Origin of the sequence: Pseudomonas syringae pv. cilantro (assembly GCF_001293775.1) — a bacterium.
GTDB classification, from domain to species: domain Bacteria; phylum Pseudomonadota; class Gammaproteobacteria; order Pseudomonadales; family Pseudomonadaceae; genus Aquipseudomonas; species Aquipseudomonas syringae_P.
This window is the reverse complement of sequence record NZ_LGLN01000077.1, coordinates 80,664-96,593: the sequence shown is the minus strand read 5'-3', so window position 1 is coordinate 96,593 and position 15,930 is coordinate 80,664. Positions and strand designations below refer to the sequence as shown.

Below are 15,930 nucleotides of genomic sequence, written 5' to 3'. Positions count from 1 at the left end.
CTTTACACACACGCAGGTCCAGCGGGACGACACGTGGTCGAGCCCGAATGTTTAATATTGAACATGAACACCGAATGTTCAGTTAATCAAGGCACTGTCTTGCTGGCATAACCGGCTTGTTTATCGGTCAGTGTTGCCTGATAACGCACTTGTCCGCCGTAATCGTTGATACTGACAAAGCTCAGGGTCAGTGGCGCGGTACTGGCCTTGTTGACTAACGGAACACGCAGACTTTGCTTCGGCGCGAGCATCTGGCTGTCGACACTGGCCAGTTCCACGTTATGCTGGCGTATCGAAATCCTGAGCATGGACACGTGATAAGGTCCGGGATTATTCACCTGTAAACTATCGTGACCCTGTAATTGCCACTGCAACTTTTCAGGCGCTTGAAGGGGATCTCCCGTTAAACCGTCCGGCCGGAAAAACACTTTGATGCGCTGCCGTATTGCGATTTGCAAGGTGTTTTCTGCGGCGGTCTGTGGTATCTCCTGAACATTGAGCCAGAGTACCGATTCACGGTCATCGGGCATGCCGGTGCCGGAATGAATAATGCGCAGCAACTGCCTGCCGCCCCCGGCCATCCGGGCCAGTGAGGGCGTGACAATAAACGGCAGGTTCTTTGCGGCTTCATCATGACTGGCAGCGGCAGCCGGTGGTTCAAGCCAGGATTGCAAAAGAATTTCCCGGGCACCACTGTTGTGGACACCCAGGCTGGCTTCCTTTTCACCGCCCTGATAAATGACCCGAGTGGTGTTCAACACAATGCCTGCTTGAGCACTGGCCGCGCAGGACAGCACGGCAATTAACGCTGCGTAGCGAAAAAAGTCAGGAAACATACTGGCAATCGCCTTGAATTCGATAAATGACAGGGCGAGCCATAAGCCCGCCCTGTCCGGCTCTGTTACTCGTAATCCATCACGAATGGCAGGAAGCCGTCGGCGTTGCCCGGATTGGCGGGCGTGCCGTTAAGCACGTACACCGCACCAAAGTTGATTTCCGCCGTCGCACCAGCGGTGCCCTCTTTGACGAGTGCCGTATCGATCGTCTCGCCCGCGCTGAGATCCATCAGCGCGTTCGAGGCATTCAGCAAACCGATGCCTACGCCGTCGGCAGCACCGGTGGTGCGCAGAAGCTTGGCATCGTTATTGTCCAGGCCACTGCCGTTACGGGCGACAAGGCGCATTTTGACCGTATTGTATTGCTCCGCGCCTGCGCTGCAGTTGACCAGCAATTGGATCGGCGTTGCCGTTTCAAAACGGCTTTCGCTGGAAATACCGATGTCGGAGAAGGAGACGTTCCCCAGATCGACATTGATGTCGCCCGGACTGGTGCCTGCGCTGACGCCCGAGCCCGGACCTACATCGCAAGAGATATTGGTCAACGTACCGTTAAAAACCAGTTTACCGTTGTTTGCGGCCGTGGCCGTACTGACCATACCCATTGCGCCCAGAACTGCCAATGTAAGAGCCATCTTTTTCATGCCAACTACCTTCCCTGTTATTTCGTGTGTGCCCACTATCGGACGACCAGCACTATAGAACCCTCGCTGTTCGAGCGCTGTCAGGCCAGTAACTTTGCAACCGCCGATAACACGACATAACGCGCAGGATGGGTCTGTAGGAATAACCATGATCAGCAGGCAGGCGACGACAGGAAGGCCTGTCACGTGATAACCCAGCGCAAAGATCAGTCAAATGTCCGGCTTCGACATCACTTATCAAATACGTGGTACGGGCTACACCGATGGCGTGTCCGGGAACAGTGCAGGACAATCGACTGTCGCGCTATAAAAACACGACAGTTTCCGAGAGAAAACCATACAGAAGCAGTATTACTGATAACTCAGGGTCACCAACGCCGCACTGGCCTGGTTCGGTTCGTGGTCCATTCGCGTTGTCACGGGCAACTGTTGGTAACTCGTGGCGAATGGAACAGCCTGATTGCCACAGACGTTATGTTCGGTACTCACCTGCATCGCGATCCCCGGAGCCACTTCAAGCACGCGAAAGCCAGTATCTGCGGCAAGACCATTGAGGCCGATGACGGTGCAACTGCTATTGACGATGCTGCCGTGCAGAGTAAACCCGCCCTCTCTGGCCAGGGCAACTTGCGGAACAGTCAACAAAGGCATTAACACTGCTGCAACCCTCAATCCTTTCTGAAGGAACAGAAGGTTCAACAGTCGTTTCCCGCTGGATGATCCGTATCTCATGGCACTCTCCACTCATGAATTCAATGATTGAACCGGCGTGTAGACAGAGCGCGCTGTCAGAGGCCGATGAAGGGAGATGTAGGATTTACCCTAGGACTCGATAAACATCTGTACAAAGTTGCCCTTCAATCTAATATCGCCCGATACTGACTTTTCTTGACCGAGCGTCATAGCCCGCCGAGGCTTTCTGACAAAACTGACAACTGAAAGTCATTCTGCTGACCGGGTTTGCAGGCTATAAAGAAGCGGTAACACATAAACCCAACACGAACCCGGCGTTCCCCTCACATGCGCAAACAGACCCTGACCGTCACCGCCGTTGTTCTGCTGGCAGCCTGCGCTGCGTTTGCCGTCTGGACCCTGACGCGTCCCGCTACGATGCCCGGACATGCCTCAACGGCGGTGCCAGTCAAAGTGATCACCGTCAGCGTCGAGGATGTGCCGCGGTTCGTGACCGGAATCGGTTCTGTACTGTCGCTGCAAAGCGTTGTCATTCGCCCGCAGGTGGATGGCGTGCTGACCCGCGTGCTGGTCAGAGAGGGGCAACAGGTCAAGGCCGGAGAGCTGCTGGCGACGCTCGATGACCGCTCGATCCGCGCGTCGCTCGAACAGGCCAAGGCTCAGCTTGCGCAGAGCAAGGCGCAGCTCGACGTCGCGCAACTGGACCTCAAGCGCTACCGCCAGCTCACCGAAGACAACGGCATTTCGCGGCAGACCTTCGATCAGCAACAGGCACTGGTCAAGCAGCTGGGGGCCACGGCGCAAGGCAACGAGGCCAGTATCAACTCGGCTCTGGTGCAGCTTTCCTACACGCAGATTCGCTCACCGGTGACCGGACGAGTCGGTATCCGCAACGTCGATGAAGGCAATTTCCTGCGCGTCAGCGATGCCCAAGGGCTGTTTTCGGTGACGCAGATCGATCCGATCGCCGTGGAGTTCTCCCTGCCGCAGCAAATGCTGCCGACCTTGCAGGGCCTGGTCGCCGAGCACACTGCGGCGGCGGTCAAGGCTTATCAGGGCGACGGTGCGGCCAACGGCTTGCTGCTGGGCGAAGGCACGTTGTCGTTGATCGACAACCAGGTGGCGGCGACCACCGGTACGATCCGCGCCAAAGCGCACTTCAAGAATCCCGGCGAGCAGCTCTGGCCAGGGCAACTGGTGACGGTGAAAATCCAGACCGGCATCGAACGCAACGCGCTCAAGGTACCGCCGCAGGTGATACAGCGCGGCGTTGATCAGCACTTCGTCTACCGGGTGATGGCCGACAACAAAGTGCAGGTGGTGCCGGTCAAGGTGCTTTATCAGGACAGCGAGCAAGCGCTGATCAGCGGACCTCAAGCGGGCGATGTGCTGGTCAGCGACGGACAGTCGCGGCTGCGGCCGGGCGCGACCATCGAAGTGGTCAGTGCGCCGACTGCGGATGTCACGGCAGCAGATGCGGAGCGCGCGCAATGAGCAGCAGCCGGGGCTCGGTTTCCGCGTGGTGCATCAATCACCCGGTCGCCACGCTGCTGCTGACTTTCGCGATGGTGCTGCTGGGCGTCATCGCCTTTCCGCTCCTGCCGATTGCCCCGCTGCCGGAAGCGGAGTTCCCGACCATTCAGGTCACCGCGCAGCTTCCCGGTGCCAGCCCGGAAACCATGGCGTCGTCGGTGGCGACGCCGCTGGAAGTGCAATTCAGCGCGATACCCGGCATGACTCAGATGACCTCCAGCAGTGCGCTGGGCTCCACCAACCTGACCTTGCAGTTCACCCTCGACAAAAGCATCGACACCGCCGCTCAGGAAGTCCAGGCCGCCATCAATACCGCCTCCGGACGGCTGCCGGCGGACATGCCCAACCTGCCGACCTGGCGCAAGGTCAACCCGGCGGACAGCCCGGTGCTGATTCTGAGTGTCAGCTCCAGCCTGATGCCTGGCACCGAGCTTAGCGATGTCACCGAAACCATTCTGGCACGCCAGCTCAGCCAGATCGAAGGCGTGGGTCAGGTGTACATCACCGGCCAGCAACGTCCGGCGATTCGCGTGCAGGCCGCGCCGGAAAAACTGGCCGCACTGGGCCTGACCCTCGCAGACATCCGTGTGGCGGTGCAGCAGACCAGCCTGAACCTGGCCAAAGGCGCTTTATATGGCAAAGACAGCATTTCCACCCTGTCGTCCAACGACCAGCTGTTCAAGCCGCAGGACTATGCGCAACTGATCGTTTCCTACAAGGACGGTGCCCCGGTTCAGCTCAAGGATGTGGCGCGAGTCGTCGCCGGTTCGGAAAACGCCTACGTCAAAGCGTGGTCCGGCGACCAGCAAGGCGTCAATATCGCGATCTTCCGTCAGCCTGGGGCCAACATCGTCGAAACGGTGGACCGCATTCAGCGTGGACTGCCGCGCTTACAGGAAATGCTCCCGGCGGCGGTCGACGTTTCGGTGCTCAACGACCGCACGCGGACCATTCGGGCGTCGCTGCACGAAGTGGAAATGACCCTGCTGATCGCTGTGTTGCTGGTGGTCGCGGTGATGGCGCTGTTTCTGCGTCAACTGTCGGCCACGCTGATCGTCAGCGCAGTGCTTGGCGTTTCGCTGATCGCCAGCTTTGCGATGATGTACCTGTTCGGTTTCAGCCTGAACAACCTGACGCTGGTGGCCATCGTGGTCGCGGTCGGTTTCGTGGTCGATGACGCCATCGTCGTGGTCGAGAACATACATCGCCATCTCGAAGCCGGTGAAGGCATGCGCGAAGCGGCGATCAAGGGCTCCAGAGAGATCGGCTTCACCGTGGTGTCGATCAGTTTCTCGCTGGTGGCGGCGTTCATTCCCTTGCTGTTCATGGGTGGCGTGGTCGGCCGCCTGTTCAAGGAATTCGCGCTCACCGCGACGGCGACCATTCTGATTTCGGTGGTGGTTTCACTCACGCTGGCACCGACGCTGGCAGCGTTGTTCATGCGTGCTCCCAAGCACCATCAGCACCAGAAACCGGGGTTCAGTGATCGCCTGCTGGCGTCTTACGAACGCGGTTTGCGCAAGGCTCTGGCCCATCAACGCCTGATGCTCGGCATCTTCGGCCTGACGCTGGTGCTTGCGGTGATAGGTTACATCCTCATTCCCAAGGGCTTCTTCCCGGTTCAAGACACCTCGTTCGCGCAAGGCACCACCGAGGCCGCTGCCGATATTTCCTACCCGGACATGGTCGAAAAGCACCTGCAACTGGCGAAAATCGTCGGCGCGGACCCGGCAGTGCTGGCGTTCTCGCATTCGGTGGGCGTATCCGGCAGCAACCAGACCATCGCCAACGGCCGCTTCTGGATCTCGCTCAAGCCGCGTGCCGAGCGCGATGTGTCAGTCAGCGAATTCATTGACCGGCTGCGCCCCAAACTGGCGAAAGTGCCCGGCATCGTGCTGTACCTGCGTGCCGGCCAGGACATCAACCTCAGCTCTGGCCCCAGCCGCGCCCAGTATCAGTACGTGCTGAAAAGCAATGACGGGGCGTTGCTCAACACCTGGACGCAACGACTGACCGAAAAACTGCGTGGCAACCCGGCTTTCCGTGACCTGTCCAACGATTTGCAACTGGGCGGCAGCGTCACGCACATCGACATCGACCGCAGTGCGGCCGCCCGCTTTGGCCTGACCACTGCTGACGTCGATCAGGCGCTGTACGACGCATTTGGTCAGCGGCAGATCAGCGAATACCAGACCGAGGTCAACCAGTACAAGGTGATCCTCGAACTGGATGCCCGGCAGCGCGGCAAGGCAGAGAGCCTGGCGTACTTTTACCTGCGCTCACCGCTGACCAGTGAAATGGTGCCATTGTCGGCGCTGGCCAAGGTCAGTGCGCCGCGCATGGGCCCACTGTCGATCAGCCACGACGGCATGTTTCCGGCCGCGAACCTGTCGTTCAACCTCGCGTCAGGGGTCGCGCTCGGCGATGCGGTTGGCATGCTCGATCAGGCCAAGAACGAGATCGGCATGCCGGCCGCAATCATCGGCAGCTTTCAGGGCGCGGCGCAGGCGTTCCAGAGTTCGCTGGCCAACCAGCCGTGGCTGATCCTCGCGGCGCTGGTGGCGGTTTACATCATTCTGGGTGTTCTGTACGAAAGCTTCGTGCACCCGCTGACGATCATCTCCACCCTGCCCTCGGCGGGCATCGGGGCGCTGTTGCTGCTGTGGATGATGGGCCAGGACTTCTCGATCATGGCCCTGATCGGCGTGGTGCTGCTGATCGGTATCGTCAAGAAGAACGGCATTCTGCTGGTCGACTTCGCCTTGCAAGCACAGCGCGAGCAAGGCCTTACGCCAAAGGAGGCGATTTACGAGGCCTGCACGACGCGTTTTCGCCCGATCATGATGACCACCATCGCCGCCCTGCTCGGCGCGCTGCCGCTGATGCTCGGTTTCGGGGTCGGTTCCGAGCTGCGCCAACCGTTGGGTATCGCCGTGGTCGGCGGTCTGCTGGTGAGCCAGATGCTGACGCTGTTCACCACCCCGATCATCTACTTGCAACTGGAGCGGCTGTTTCATCGCCGCCAGCCAGCGCCCGCCAAGTCAGCGCTGGCTGGTTTAGAGTGAGAATCGCCTGATACGCGTGCTGATTATCGAAGACGAAGAAAAAACCGCCGACTACCTGCGCCGTGGCCTGAACGAACAGGGCTATACCGTGGACGTGGCCCGCGACGGTATCGAAGGTCTGCACCTGGCGCTGGAAAACGAGTACGCGGTGATCATTCTCGACGTGATGCTGCCGGGCCTGGACGGTTTCGGTGTGCTGCGTGCATTGCGGGCGCGCAAGCAGACCCCGGTGATCATGCTGACGGCTCGGGAACAGGTCGACGACCGTATTCGCGGCCGCGATGAAACGGGTACAGCCCCCAGGCAAACCTTTCTCCTTTCTGGAACTGGTGGCCCGCCTGCAAGCGCTGACCCGGCGCAGCGGCGGCCACGAGCCGGTGCCGATCACCATTGCCGACCTGTGGATTGACCTGATGAGCCGCAAGGCCACCCGCGGCGGCGCACGCCTGGACCTGACCGCCAAGGCGTTTTCCCTGCTCAGCGTACTGGCCAGGCGTCAGGGTGACATCCTGTCCAAAACGTCGATTGCCGAAATGGTCTGGGACATCAATTTCGACAGCGACGCGGATGTCGTCGAAGTGGCCATCAAGCGCCTGCGCGCCAAGCTTGACGGGCCGTATGAACACAAACTGCTGCACACCATTCGCGGCATGGGCTGAGACGTTCTGGCACACCCAGCATTCGTTATTGGTGGCACTGATCGGCCTCGCTGCCGTCGGCATTCTGCTGGCATCAGCGCTCGGCTATTGGGTAGCACGCATTGGTCTGCGCCCGCTGGCAAGGCTGTCGCAGGAAGTCCGGAAACTCGCGCCGCCACGGCTGTCCGGACGCTTGCAACTATCGCCGCTGCCGCCCGAGCTGGAACAGTTTGTCGCGTCTTTCAACTCGACGCTGGAGCGCGTCGAACTGGCCTACTCGCGCCGCAACAGTGGCGCCCATCATGGGTTGGGTCTGGCGATTGTCAAAGCCATTGCCCTGATGCACGGTGGCACGGTGTTTGTAAAAAGTGCTCAGGGGAACACTACATTTGGTATTCAACTGCCTCGTTGATCTCAGAGCCGTCCGTTTTTTCTCGGGACACTTTACTGTTGCCACCCGCTCGTTTGCCGTTTGTTCAATAAACGCGGTTTATTCACACTTCAGTCATGTCAGGTTATAAGAGGCGTGCTATATACCCTGCTATAAATCGATAAAAAAAAGACAACTGAACCCCAGCACTTTCAGCCTCATTTTTGCAGGTAGCACACTCCATGACGTTGTTCGCGTCCTCTCGGCCAGCGCAGCTCCAATGGTCCCGTCCCGAGCTCATGTTGATCCTGGGCAGCCTGTTGTCGGTGTCCGCCATTCTGGCCATCGTCGCGTCGCTGTTGCTCCGCGAGCGCGACGACGCGGCTCAGACAGCGGCGCGGTCGGCGGCCAACATTGTTCGCCTGATAGATGCCGACGTGATGCATAGCGCAGAACTCTACGACTCGTCACTGCAAGGCATGATCAGCGCGTGGCAACGTAGCGACCTGAAGAGTCTTTCTCCGGAACTGCGACAACTTGTCCTCTTCGATCGCTCGACGGCTGCCGCTTACAAAGGCGATCTGGTATTACTCGACAACAAGGGCGAACTGCTGGCTGACTCGCTGTCAGTAACGCCACGGGACGATAACTTTTCCGACCGTTCCTATTTCCGGATACATGCGGTTGATCCTTCTCTGGATCTGCATGTCAGCACACCGTATAAAACCCGTTGGGGATACAAGGACTGGTGCATCAGTTTCAGCCGACGCCTGTCAGGCCCCAAGGGTGAGTTTCTGGGCATTGCCAGTGCCGCCATGCGCCTGGTGTATTTCAAGAACCTGTTCATGAGCCAGAATCTGGGTCCTGGAAGCAGCATCAATCTGATCAATACCGACGGCATTCTGATCGTCCGCCACCCCGAACTGGACGGCCAGGATCTGATCGGCAAGGATTACAGTCACACGGCCAATTTTCAACGCATTCTCAAGGAAGTCGATGGCAGTTTCAGCGCCCTTTCAACGCAACTCAACACGCAACGCTTGTATACGTTCTCACGCGTTGGCAATCTTCCACTTGTGGTGGTGATCGGTCAGTCCGAAGAGGAAGTTTATGCCGTCTGGACACGCAACGCCTGGCTGGTCGCGACGGCCACCAGCGTGCTGTGCCTCGGCATTCTGTGGCTGACCTGGCTGCTGAGTCGAGAGTTGCGTCGTCGGCGCCGTGCCGAACACGCGCTGGCCAGCCTGGCTGCCACCGATGGCTTGACCGGACTCGATAACCGCCGCCAGCTCGACAAGGCGATGGAAGCCGAATGGGCACGGGCCCAGCGCTCTGGCGAGCGGCTTTCACTGCTGATGATCGACGTTGACCATTTCAAGGCGTTCAACGAGCGTCACGGGCATCAGGGCGGCGATGAAGCGCTGAGGCTGATTGCACAAACCATTTCCCACACTATCCGTCGGCCAGGTGACCGGCTGGCGCGCTATGGCGGCGAGGAGTTTGTGGTGGTCTTGCCGGAAACCGACCTGAACGGCGCCATGATGATCGCAGAGAATATCCGCCGCTCGGTCGAGTCACTGCCGCTGTTCAAGGACGCCGAACATCCGTTAACGGTCAGCATCGGTGTGGCTTCAGAGAGTGTGCGTCAGGGAGACAAGCTGGAGACGTTCTTCGGCATTGCCGACAAGGCGCTTTATCAGGCCAAGAACAATGGCCGCAATCGCGTTGAACAGCGGGCTGCTGCTTCGGATTCAGAACCGCTAAATCAGGCTTTATAGCCTGTCGACCGACATAAAAAAACGCCAGACGGGCTGGCGTTTTTTCTACCGCAAGGGCATCGAATTACGATGCGGCGCGGGCTGCGTCACGCAGTGCTTTGACTTTGTCGTGGGTGGCCAGAACGCCAGCCTGCTGCTTTGTGATCAACGAGGTAACGTTAGCCGGGAAATTATGCTCATGTGCTTTTTCAAGCGCCTCTTTATAGGCTTTCTTGGCAACGTCTTCACCGCGCTCTACTTCTTCCAGAATTGTTTTGTCATCTTTGCCGGTCACCTTGGATTTCAGATCTACCCATGCACGGTGCAGAGTGCCGGACACACTGGAGGACGTTTCCGGGTCACCACCTAAAGCACGCACTTCTGCCTGCAGCTCTTTCACTGCAGTTGCGATTTCAGCGGATCGTGCCAAGAAGTATGCTTTGATCGCCGGGTTTTTCAGGTATTCAGCGCTTGCCTGAAAGCCTTTCTCGCCATCTTTGCTGGTTTCGATCAGGTCATTCAGGACGGAGATTGCTTCTTTATTGATATCAGTCATTTGATAATTTCCTAATGGCAGGTTGATACGAAAGTGTTCGATGAATAGGTAACTGCAGGCACCGTGCCAGTTTTAGATGCGAATATAATATTTTAAAATCAATTACTTACGGAATTTTCACATTTGACTGATCGTGACTTCTGCATGAACTGTCATTTGGCCTGCATGCAGAATGCACGTATCGTGCAGGTCGTTATCTATTGATGGGAGGGCTCGCAGGTGAACCCGGAGAAACTCAGGTTACTGGTAATGCAGGAAATGCCGTTCGGCAAATACAAAGGGCGGCTGATCGCCGATCTGCCGGGGCATTATCTGAACTGGTTCGCCCGGGAAGGCTTTCCCAAAGGAGAATTGGGCGGCCTGCTGGCGCTGATGCAGGAAATCGATCACAACGGCCTCAGCGCGCTGCTGGACCCGCTGCGCACGCGTCCGCGTCAGTCGTTCAAAGACAGGGCATAAGCAAAGGAGATACGGTCCGGGATGAAAAAAACGGTACTCCGGACCAGGGAGCACCGCAAAAGCCATACAACCAACAACAACTGCCTTGCCAGAGTCAGCCTGCTGAGCGCTGACTCTGAAATGCTACCAATCAGTCAAACATTGCCAGCGCCTGCGCTGTGGCTTCCTGAATACGGCCCCAGTCGCCATTCTTGACCCAGGCGTTATCGATCATCCAGGTTCCGCCGACACACATGACATTGGGCAACGCCATGTAGCTCTTGAGATTCTGCTCGTTGACGCCGCCCGTTGGGCAGAAGCGCACTTCGTTGAACGGAGCGCCCAGTGCCTTGATGGCCGCCACGCCACCGCTGATCTCTGCTGGAAACAGCTTGAAACGGCGATAGCCCATGGCATAACCGATCATGATTTCCGACGCACTGCTGATGCCCGGTAACAAAGGCAGCGGGCTGTCGAGCGCCGCCTGCAGCAGTTCCTGCGTGCTGCCGGGAGTAACGATGAACTGCGAGCCGGCCGCCTCTGCGTCGGCCAGCATCTTGCGGTCCAGAATGGTCCCGGCGCCGGTGCACAGTTCCGGGCGCTGCTCGCGCAACATGCGGATCGCACTCAGCCCGAACGCCGAACGCAGGGTGATTTCCAGTGCGGTCATGCCCCCGGCGGCCAGCGCGTCAGCCAGCGGCAGCACGTCCTGTTCGCGGGCGATGGTGATGACGGGCAGAATCTTCGCCTTGGCGCAGAGTTCGTCGATCTGGGCAATCTTGTTCGCCATGCTGTTGAGCGGCTGGTTATTTTCGTTCTGTGTCATGGCGACGGTTCCTTTGCTTATGGGCACCAGTAAATCTCGAGAGACGGGTTGAGGAAGGCACGCACCGGCATTTCGGCGACGTCATCGCCCGCCAGCGCAGCGCGCAAAGTGTCCAGTTTGGCCTGACCGGACACCGACAGAATCGGCCAACGCGCCGATGCCAACAGGCGACGGGTCATGGTCAGGCGTTGATGCGGCACGCTCGGTGCGAGCATGGGCAGGCAGCGACGCTCGCCATTGAGGTCCAGCGCCTCGCTCAGGTTGGGGCTGTCGGGAAACAGCGACGCGGTATGCCCATCGTCGCCCATGCCCAGGATCAACACATCAATGGGCGGCAGTTCGGCCAGCGCCTGATCGGCAACCCGCGCAGCATCTTCGACACTGACCGCCACGTTATAAAGACCGAAAAACTTGGCTTTCGCTGCCGGGCCTTGCAACAGATGACGCTGCAGCAGGCCGGCGTTGCTATCGGCATGTTCGGTGGGCACGAAACGTTCATCAGCGAGGCTGACGACCACTTTCGACCAGTCCAGCGGCTGTGCGGCCAGGCTCTGGAAAAACGCCACCGGGCTGCGCCCACCGGACACCACCAGCGTGGCCAGAGCGTTTTCACTGATTGCCTGTTTCAGACGCTCTGCCACATGGGTGGCCAGTGCATCGGCCAGTTGTTGCGGAGTGTCGAAGTCACGTGCCACCAGCCCTGCTGGCAGTTCCAGATCACATATCGCCATACCAGGATCTCCCGTCGCGAGTAATCAAAGCAATGGAGCTCATCGGCCCCCAGGTTCCAGCCGGATAAGGCTTGGGCGCGTCGCCCGCCTTCTTCCAGCCGGCGATCAACTGATCGCACCATTGCCAGGCGTACTCGATTTCATCTTTGCGGACAAACAGGTTCTGATTGCCGCGCATGACTTCCAGCAACAACCGCTCATAAGCGTCGGGGACACGAGCGCTGCGGTAGGTGTCGGAAAAATTCAGCTGCAAGGGACCGCTGCGCAACTGCATGCCTTTGTCCAGGCCCTGATCCTTGGTCATCACCTGCAAGGAAATGCCTTCGTCAGGCTGCAGTCGGATGATCAGACGGTTGCTGATCTGCAAGCGCTGCTCCGGGGCAAAGATGTAGTGCGGCGGCTCTTTGAAGTGGATCACGATCTGCGACAGCTTTTGCGGCATGCGCTTGCCGGTACGCAGATAGAACGGTGTACCTGACCAGCGCCAGTTGCGGATGTCGGCACGCAAGGCAACGAAGGTTTCGGTGTCGCTCTGGGTGTTGGAGTTCTCTTCTTCCAGATAGCCGGGCACCGCCTTGCCTTCGCTGTAACCGGAGGTGTACTGACCACGCACCACTTGCGTCGCCAGCCGCTCCGGCGTGAACGGCGCCAGGGCCTTGAGCACCTTGACCTTCTCGTCACGAATACTGTCGGCCGACAGGTCGCTGGGTGGGTCCATGGCGATCAGGCAAAGCAACTGCAGCAGGTGGTTCTGAATCATGTCGCGCAGCTGACCGGCCTGATCGAAGTAGCCCCAACGGCCCTCGATGCCGACTTTCTCGGCGACGGTGATTTCCACGTGGGAAATGTGGTTCTGGTTCCACTGGGTCTCAAACAGGCTGTTGGCGAAACGCAGGGCAATGAGGTTTTGCACCGTGTCCTTGCCCAGATAGTGGTCGATGCGGTAGACGCGGTTTTCCGGGAAGAACTGCGCAACGGCGTCGTTGACCCGGCGCGACGAGGCCAGGTCGTGACCGATGGGCTTTTCCAGGACGGCGCGTGTGCGCTCGGCCAGGTTCACCGACGCGAGGTTTTCGCAAATCGCACCGTAGACCGAGGCAGGTGTCGCGAAATAGGCGATCAGGGTTTGCGCATCGCCAACGCGCTCGGCCAGCGCGACATAGTCCTCGGCCTTGAGGAAATCGACGTGCAGATAGCTGAGACGCGCCAGGAAACGCGCGGCATTGTCGGCCTCGAGCTCCGCTTCGGGAATGAAGCGACGCATGGATTTTTCGATGTACGCCAGATGCGAATGTTCGTCGCCTGGTTCACGCGCCAGGGCAAGAATTCGAGTGTCTTCATGCAGCAGTCCAGCGCGATCGAGCTGATAAAGAGCCGGGAACAGCTTGCGTACCGCCAGGTCCCCCAGGGCACCAAACAGGGCAAATGTGCACGGTTCAACCGTAATCAAGGGCATAATGTTGGTTCTTTTATCAAGTTGGGCTACAAATACCTTTTTTAAAGGCGTTACTCAAGGCCATATGTAGTAATAACCACAACATTCTGCCTAAAAGCATATTCCAGTGGTGATCAACACAGGCCCTCAGTACGATAGGCCACCTTTGCTACAGGCTAAAGGGCTAATAAAAGCCCGAGTCAGAAACCGTTGGTAAATCAGCCCCGACAAGGACTTTGAATGGACCGCGTAAGAAACCTCCTGGAGCAAATCCAGGGCCGACTCGATGAGTTGAACAAGGCCGAACGCAAGGTGGCCGAAGTGATTCTGCTCAATCCGCAGATGGCGACCCGCTTGAGCATTGCAGCGCTCGCCCAGGCTGCCAAGGTCAGCGAACCGACGGTCAACCGTTTCTGCCGCTCGTTCAACGTCAGTGGTTACCCGGAACTCAAGCTGCAACTGGCGCAGAGCCTGGCCAGCGGCGCAGCCTATGTCAGCCGTGCAGTGGAAGCCGACGACAATCCCGAAGCGTATACCCAGAAGATTTTCGGCAGCGCCATTGCTTCGCTGGACAGCGCCTGCCAGCAACTGGACCCGGCGCTGATCAGCAAGTCGGTGGACATGCTGATTCAGGCGCGGCAGATCCATTTTTTCGGGCTGGGCGCCTCCGCGCCGGTGGCGCTCGATGCGCAGCACAAATTCTTTCGTTTCAATCTGGCGGTCACGGCGCATGCCGATGTGCTGATGCAGCGGATGATTGCCTCGGTGGCGCACACGGGTGAGCTGTTTGTGATCATTTCCTACACCGGCCGTACCCGCGAGCTGGTAGAAGTAGCACGCATCGCACGGGCCAACGGCGCTTCGGTGCTGGGCCTGACCGCCGCAGGTTCGCCGCTGGCTCAGGCCAGCACCGTGAGCCTGAATATTCCGCTGCCGGAAGACACTGACATTTATATGCCTATGACCTCGCGGATCATCCAGCTCACCGTCCTTGATGTGCTTGCGACCGGCATGACCCTGCGCCGTGGCGTAGACTTCCAGCCGCACCTGCGCAAGATCAAGGAGAGCTTGAACGACAGCCGCTATCCTATCGAAGATCAGGGCTGAAACAGGCTCAAGATCGGACGCGGAGTATCCAGAACGGCATGCGACTCAGTGAGATTCAGGCTCGACTCAAGTCACCTTTTCGCCCCTCGGCGAGTGACTTTGAAGGATCAAAGTAACCAAAATCCTGGCTCCGTTTCCGGCCCGACTTCGTCGGGTTCCTTCGCCCTGACACTGATCCGGGGGCCGCCTGCGCGAGCAAACTCGCCCACGAAAGCCATGTAATTCGGTATCCATGCGGGAGTGAGCTTGCTCACGAAGAGGCCCTTGGGACCGCCGAAGATTTATGCTGATGTGAGCCCGCCTTCGCGAGCGAGCTCCCACATGGGCAATATGTAACCGGCGCTACCCCGCCAGGCTGGCCTGCAATTTGAGTTGCACCTGCTCGCCCGGTCGCAGGCTGAAGGCGTCGCCGGAGCCTGAGGCGGCTTCCACTCTGACGAAGCCGGTGGCTTCGCTGCCGCCTACGCCCAGCAGGGGTCGGCTGCCGGGATGCCAGACCACGGTGTTGGCGCTGTCGCCGGTATCGATGTTCAGTCTGCGCTGCCAGGCCGGGTCCTGAAGTTGCAAGGCACCGGCATGTTCGAAGACTCGCTGACAGCCGCCTGCCACGCGCAGTTCGCCGTGTTGCCGACAGGCTTGGCGACTGAGTTCGTCATAGCCCTGAACGCCGTCTAGACCATCCAGCGCAACGTCCGCGATGTCACTGATCAGCCAGTACGCCAGCAGCGCATGACTGAAATGACAAGGCTCGCGGTCTTCATGGCAGGTGCTCAAGCGGCTCCATGCCCTGCCCCAGCTCGGCGTGCAGGTTGACCTGCCAGTCCCATAGCCGCAGGCGCCAGTGCAGGCTGACGCCCTCCTCACTCTCGCTGCTGTCAATCAGTTTCCAGTCCAGCAATCGCCCCCACCCATGCGCGGGCCAGCCGCTCTCACCGGGATGACGGCCGTACCAGGGCCAGCAGACCGGCACACCACCGCGGATCGCGCCCACTTGCGGCCACTGTGCTGCGCACCATAGCCAGGGTTTCTGGCCCTGTGGCTGGAAGTGCAGCAATTGCGCGCCTTGTCGGCTGAACACCGCCTGGCACTGCGGATGATCGATCACCAATATGTCACGCAACTGATGGCGCTCCCACTCGAAAACCGGTCGGGTACGTCGGGAGCGGAAGAAGCGTTGCAATGGATGTTCAGGCGGTTGCGCGTCGTGAATGGTCATCGCCAATCGCGTCCCTGAAATAAAAAGAATTCAAGCCATAAAAAAAACGGGCAGCCAGGCTGCCCGCAAAGCACACACGACCCTT

General features: G+C 59.0%; 12 protein-coding genes and 3 pseudogenes. 7 read left to right on the top strand and 8 right to left on the bottom strand.

Annotated features, from left to right (window positions below):
* Positions 1 to 86 precede the first annotated feature (86 nt).
* The 3 genes from ABJ99_RS21085 to ABJ99_RS21075 form a co-directional block, all read right to left on the bottom strand.
* Positions 87 to 836: a fimbrial biogenesis chaperone gene (locus ABJ99_RS21085; RefSeq protein ID WP_054087455.1), complete on the bottom strand. Its 750-nt coding sequence runs from the start codon at positions 834 to 836 to the stop codon at positions 87 to 89.
* Positions 837 to 901: 65 nt separating this feature from the next.
* On the bottom strand, positions 902 to 1,480 hold the full coding sequence (locus tag ABJ99_RS21080; RefSeq protein ID WP_054087454.1) for a fimbrial protein: 579 nt from the start codon (positions 1,478 to 1,480) through the stop codon (positions 902 to 904).
* A gap of 351 nt (positions 1,481 to 1,831) precedes the next feature.
* Positions 1,832 to 2,131, bottom strand: a complete 300-nt coding sequence (locus ABJ99_RS21075) for a hypothetical protein (RefSeq protein WP_080378246.1) — start codon at positions 2,129 to 2,131, stop codon at positions 1,832 to 1,834.
* 369 nt (positions 2,132 to 2,500) lie between these two features.
* On the opposite strand from ABJ99_RS21075, the gene ABJ99_RS21070 reads away from it, so the two are divergent.
* The 5 genes and pseudogenes from ABJ99_RS21070 to ABJ99_RS21050 all read left to right on the top strand — a co-directional run bounded on the left by ABJ99_RS21070 (position 2,501) and on the right by ABJ99_RS21050 (position 9,557).
* Positions 2,501 to 3,667, top strand: coding sequence for an efflux RND transporter periplasmic adaptor subunit (locus ABJ99_RS21070; RefSeq protein WP_054087452.1), 1,167 nt, complete (start codon positions 2,501 to 2,503; stop codon positions 3,665 to 3,667).
* The gene (locus ABJ99_RS21065) at positions 3,664 to 6,771 is read left to right on the top strand and encodes a multidrug efflux RND transporter permease subunit (RefSeq protein WP_054087451.1); all 3,108 of its coding nucleotides are present in this window, start codon (positions 3,664 to 3,666) and stop codon (positions 6,769 to 6,771) included. Before ABJ99_RS21070 ends, ABJ99_RS21065 begins: the two co-directional genes overlap by 4 nt.
* Before the next feature lie 10 nt (positions 6,772 to 6,781).
* A pseudogene (locus tag ABJ99_RS21060) lies at positions 6,782 to 7,430 on the top strand (response regulator).
* Positions 7,429 to 7,821 (top strand): annotated as a pseudogene (locus ABJ99_RS21055) (ATP-binding protein); the annotation flags it as partial. The pseudogenes ABJ99_RS21060 and ABJ99_RS21055, both read left to right, overlap by 2 nt.
* A 200-nt stretch (positions 7,822 to 8,021) precedes the next feature.
* Positions 8,022 to 9,557 (top strand): sensor domain-containing diguanylate cyclase, encoded by a 1,536-nt coding sequence (locus ABJ99_RS21050; protein ID WP_054087449.1) that lies wholly within the window; start codon positions 8,022 to 8,024, stop codon positions 9,555 to 9,557.
* Positions 9,558 to 9,621: 64 nt separating this feature from the next.
* On the opposite strand, the gene ABJ99_RS21045 is transcribed toward ABJ99_RS21050, so the two are convergent.
* Positions 9,622 to 10,092, bottom strand: coding sequence for a PA2169 family four-helix-bundle protein (locus ABJ99_RS21045; RefSeq protein ID WP_054087448.1), 471 nt, complete (start codon positions 10,090 to 10,092; stop codon positions 9,622 to 9,624).
* Between the two features lie 219 nt (positions 10,093 to 10,311).
* Here ABJ99_RS21045 and ABJ99_RS21040 point away from each other — a divergent pair, with 219 nt between their 5' ends.
* Positions 10,312 to 10,551: a DUF3820 family protein gene (locus tag ABJ99_RS21040; RefSeq protein ID WP_080378245.1), complete on the top strand. Its 240-nt coding sequence runs from the start codon at positions 10,312 to 10,314 to the stop codon at positions 10,549 to 10,551.
* Between the two features lie 130 nt (positions 10,552 to 10,681).
* On the opposite strand, the gene ABJ99_RS21035 is transcribed toward ABJ99_RS21040, so the two are convergent.
* From ABJ99_RS21035 to zwf, 3 genes are read right to left on the bottom strand one after another with little or no spacing between them, the layout of a single operon-like run.
* Positions 10,682 to 11,356, bottom strand: a complete 675-nt coding sequence (locus tag ABJ99_RS21035) for a bifunctional 4-hydroxy-2-oxoglutarate aldolase/2-dehydro-3-deoxy-phosphogluconate aldolase (RefSeq protein WP_054087447.1) — start codon at positions 11,354 to 11,356, stop codon at positions 10,682 to 10,684.
* Positions 11,357 to 11,373: 17 nt separating this feature from the next.
* A complete protein-coding gene (gene pgl / locus ABJ99_RS21030; RefSeq protein ID WP_054087446.1) occupies positions 11,374 to 12,087 on the bottom strand; it encodes a 6-phosphogluconolactonase in 714 nt (237 codons plus the stop codon).
* Positions 12,074 to 13,543: a glucose-6-phosphate dehydrogenase gene (gene zwf, locus ABJ99_RS21025; protein ID WP_054087445.1), complete on the bottom strand. Its 1,470-nt coding sequence runs from the start codon at positions 13,541 to 13,543 to the stop codon at positions 12,074 to 12,076. Before zwf ends, pgl begins: the two co-directional genes overlap by 14 nt.
* Before the next feature lie 219 nt (positions 13,544 to 13,762).
* On the opposite strand from zwf, the gene ABJ99_RS21020 reads away from it, so the two are divergent.
* Positions 13,763 to 14,629: a MurR/RpiR family transcriptional regulator gene (locus tag ABJ99_RS21020; RefSeq protein WP_054079498.1), complete on the top strand. Its 867-nt coding sequence runs from the start codon at positions 13,763 to 13,765 to the stop codon at positions 14,627 to 14,629.
* Positions 14,630 to 14,971: 342 nt separating this feature from the next.
* Here the strand turns inward: ABJ99_RS21020 and ABJ99_RS21015 are convergent.
* Positions 14,972 to 15,845 (bottom strand): annotated as a pseudogene (locus ABJ99_RS21015) (D-hexose-6-phosphate mutarotase).
* Between the last annotated feature and the right edge of the window lie 85 nt (positions 15,846 to 15,930).

Coding starts and splice junctions, on each gene's coding strand:
- ABJ99_RS21085 (WP_054087455.1), bottom strand. CDS start 836: ATGTTTCCTGACTTTTTTCGCTACGCAGCGTTAATTGCCGTGCTGTCC.
- ABJ99_RS21080 (WP_054087454.1), bottom strand. CDS start 1,480: ATGAAAAAGATGGCTCTTACATTGGCAGTTCTGGGCGCAATGGGTATG.
- ABJ99_RS21075 (WP_080378246.1), bottom strand. CDS start 2,131: ATGCCTTTGTTGACTGTTCCGCAAGTTGCCCTGGCCAGAGAGGGCGGG.
- ABJ99_RS21070 (WP_054087452.1), top strand. CDS start 2,501: ATGCGCAAACAGACCCTGACCGTCACCGCCGTTGTTCTGCTGGCAGCC.
- ABJ99_RS21065 (WP_054087451.1), top strand. CDS start 3,664: ATGAGCAGCAGCCGGGGCTCGGTTTCCGCGTGGTGCATCAATCACCCG.
- ABJ99_RS21050 (WP_054087449.1), top strand. CDS start 8,022: ATGACGTTGTTCGCGTCCTCTCGGCCAGCGCAGCTCCAATGGTCCCGT.
- ABJ99_RS21045 (WP_054087448.1), bottom strand. CDS start 10,092: ATGACTGATATCAATAAAGAAGCAATCTCCGTCCTGAATGACCTGATC.
- ABJ99_RS21035 (WP_054087447.1), bottom strand. CDS start 11,356: ATGACACAGAACGAAAATAACCAGCCGCTCAACAGCATGGCGAACAAG.
- pgl (WP_054087446.1), bottom strand. CDS start 12,087: ATGGCGATATGTGATCTGGAACTGCCAGCAGGGCTGGTGGCACGTGAC.
- zwf (WP_054087445.1), bottom strand. CDS start 13,543: ATGCCCTTGATTACGGTTGAACCGTGCACATTTGCCCTGTTTGGTGCC.
- ABJ99_RS21020 (WP_054079498.1), top strand. CDS start 13,763: ATGGACCGCGTAAGAAACCTCCTGGAGCAAATCCAGGGCCGACTCGAT.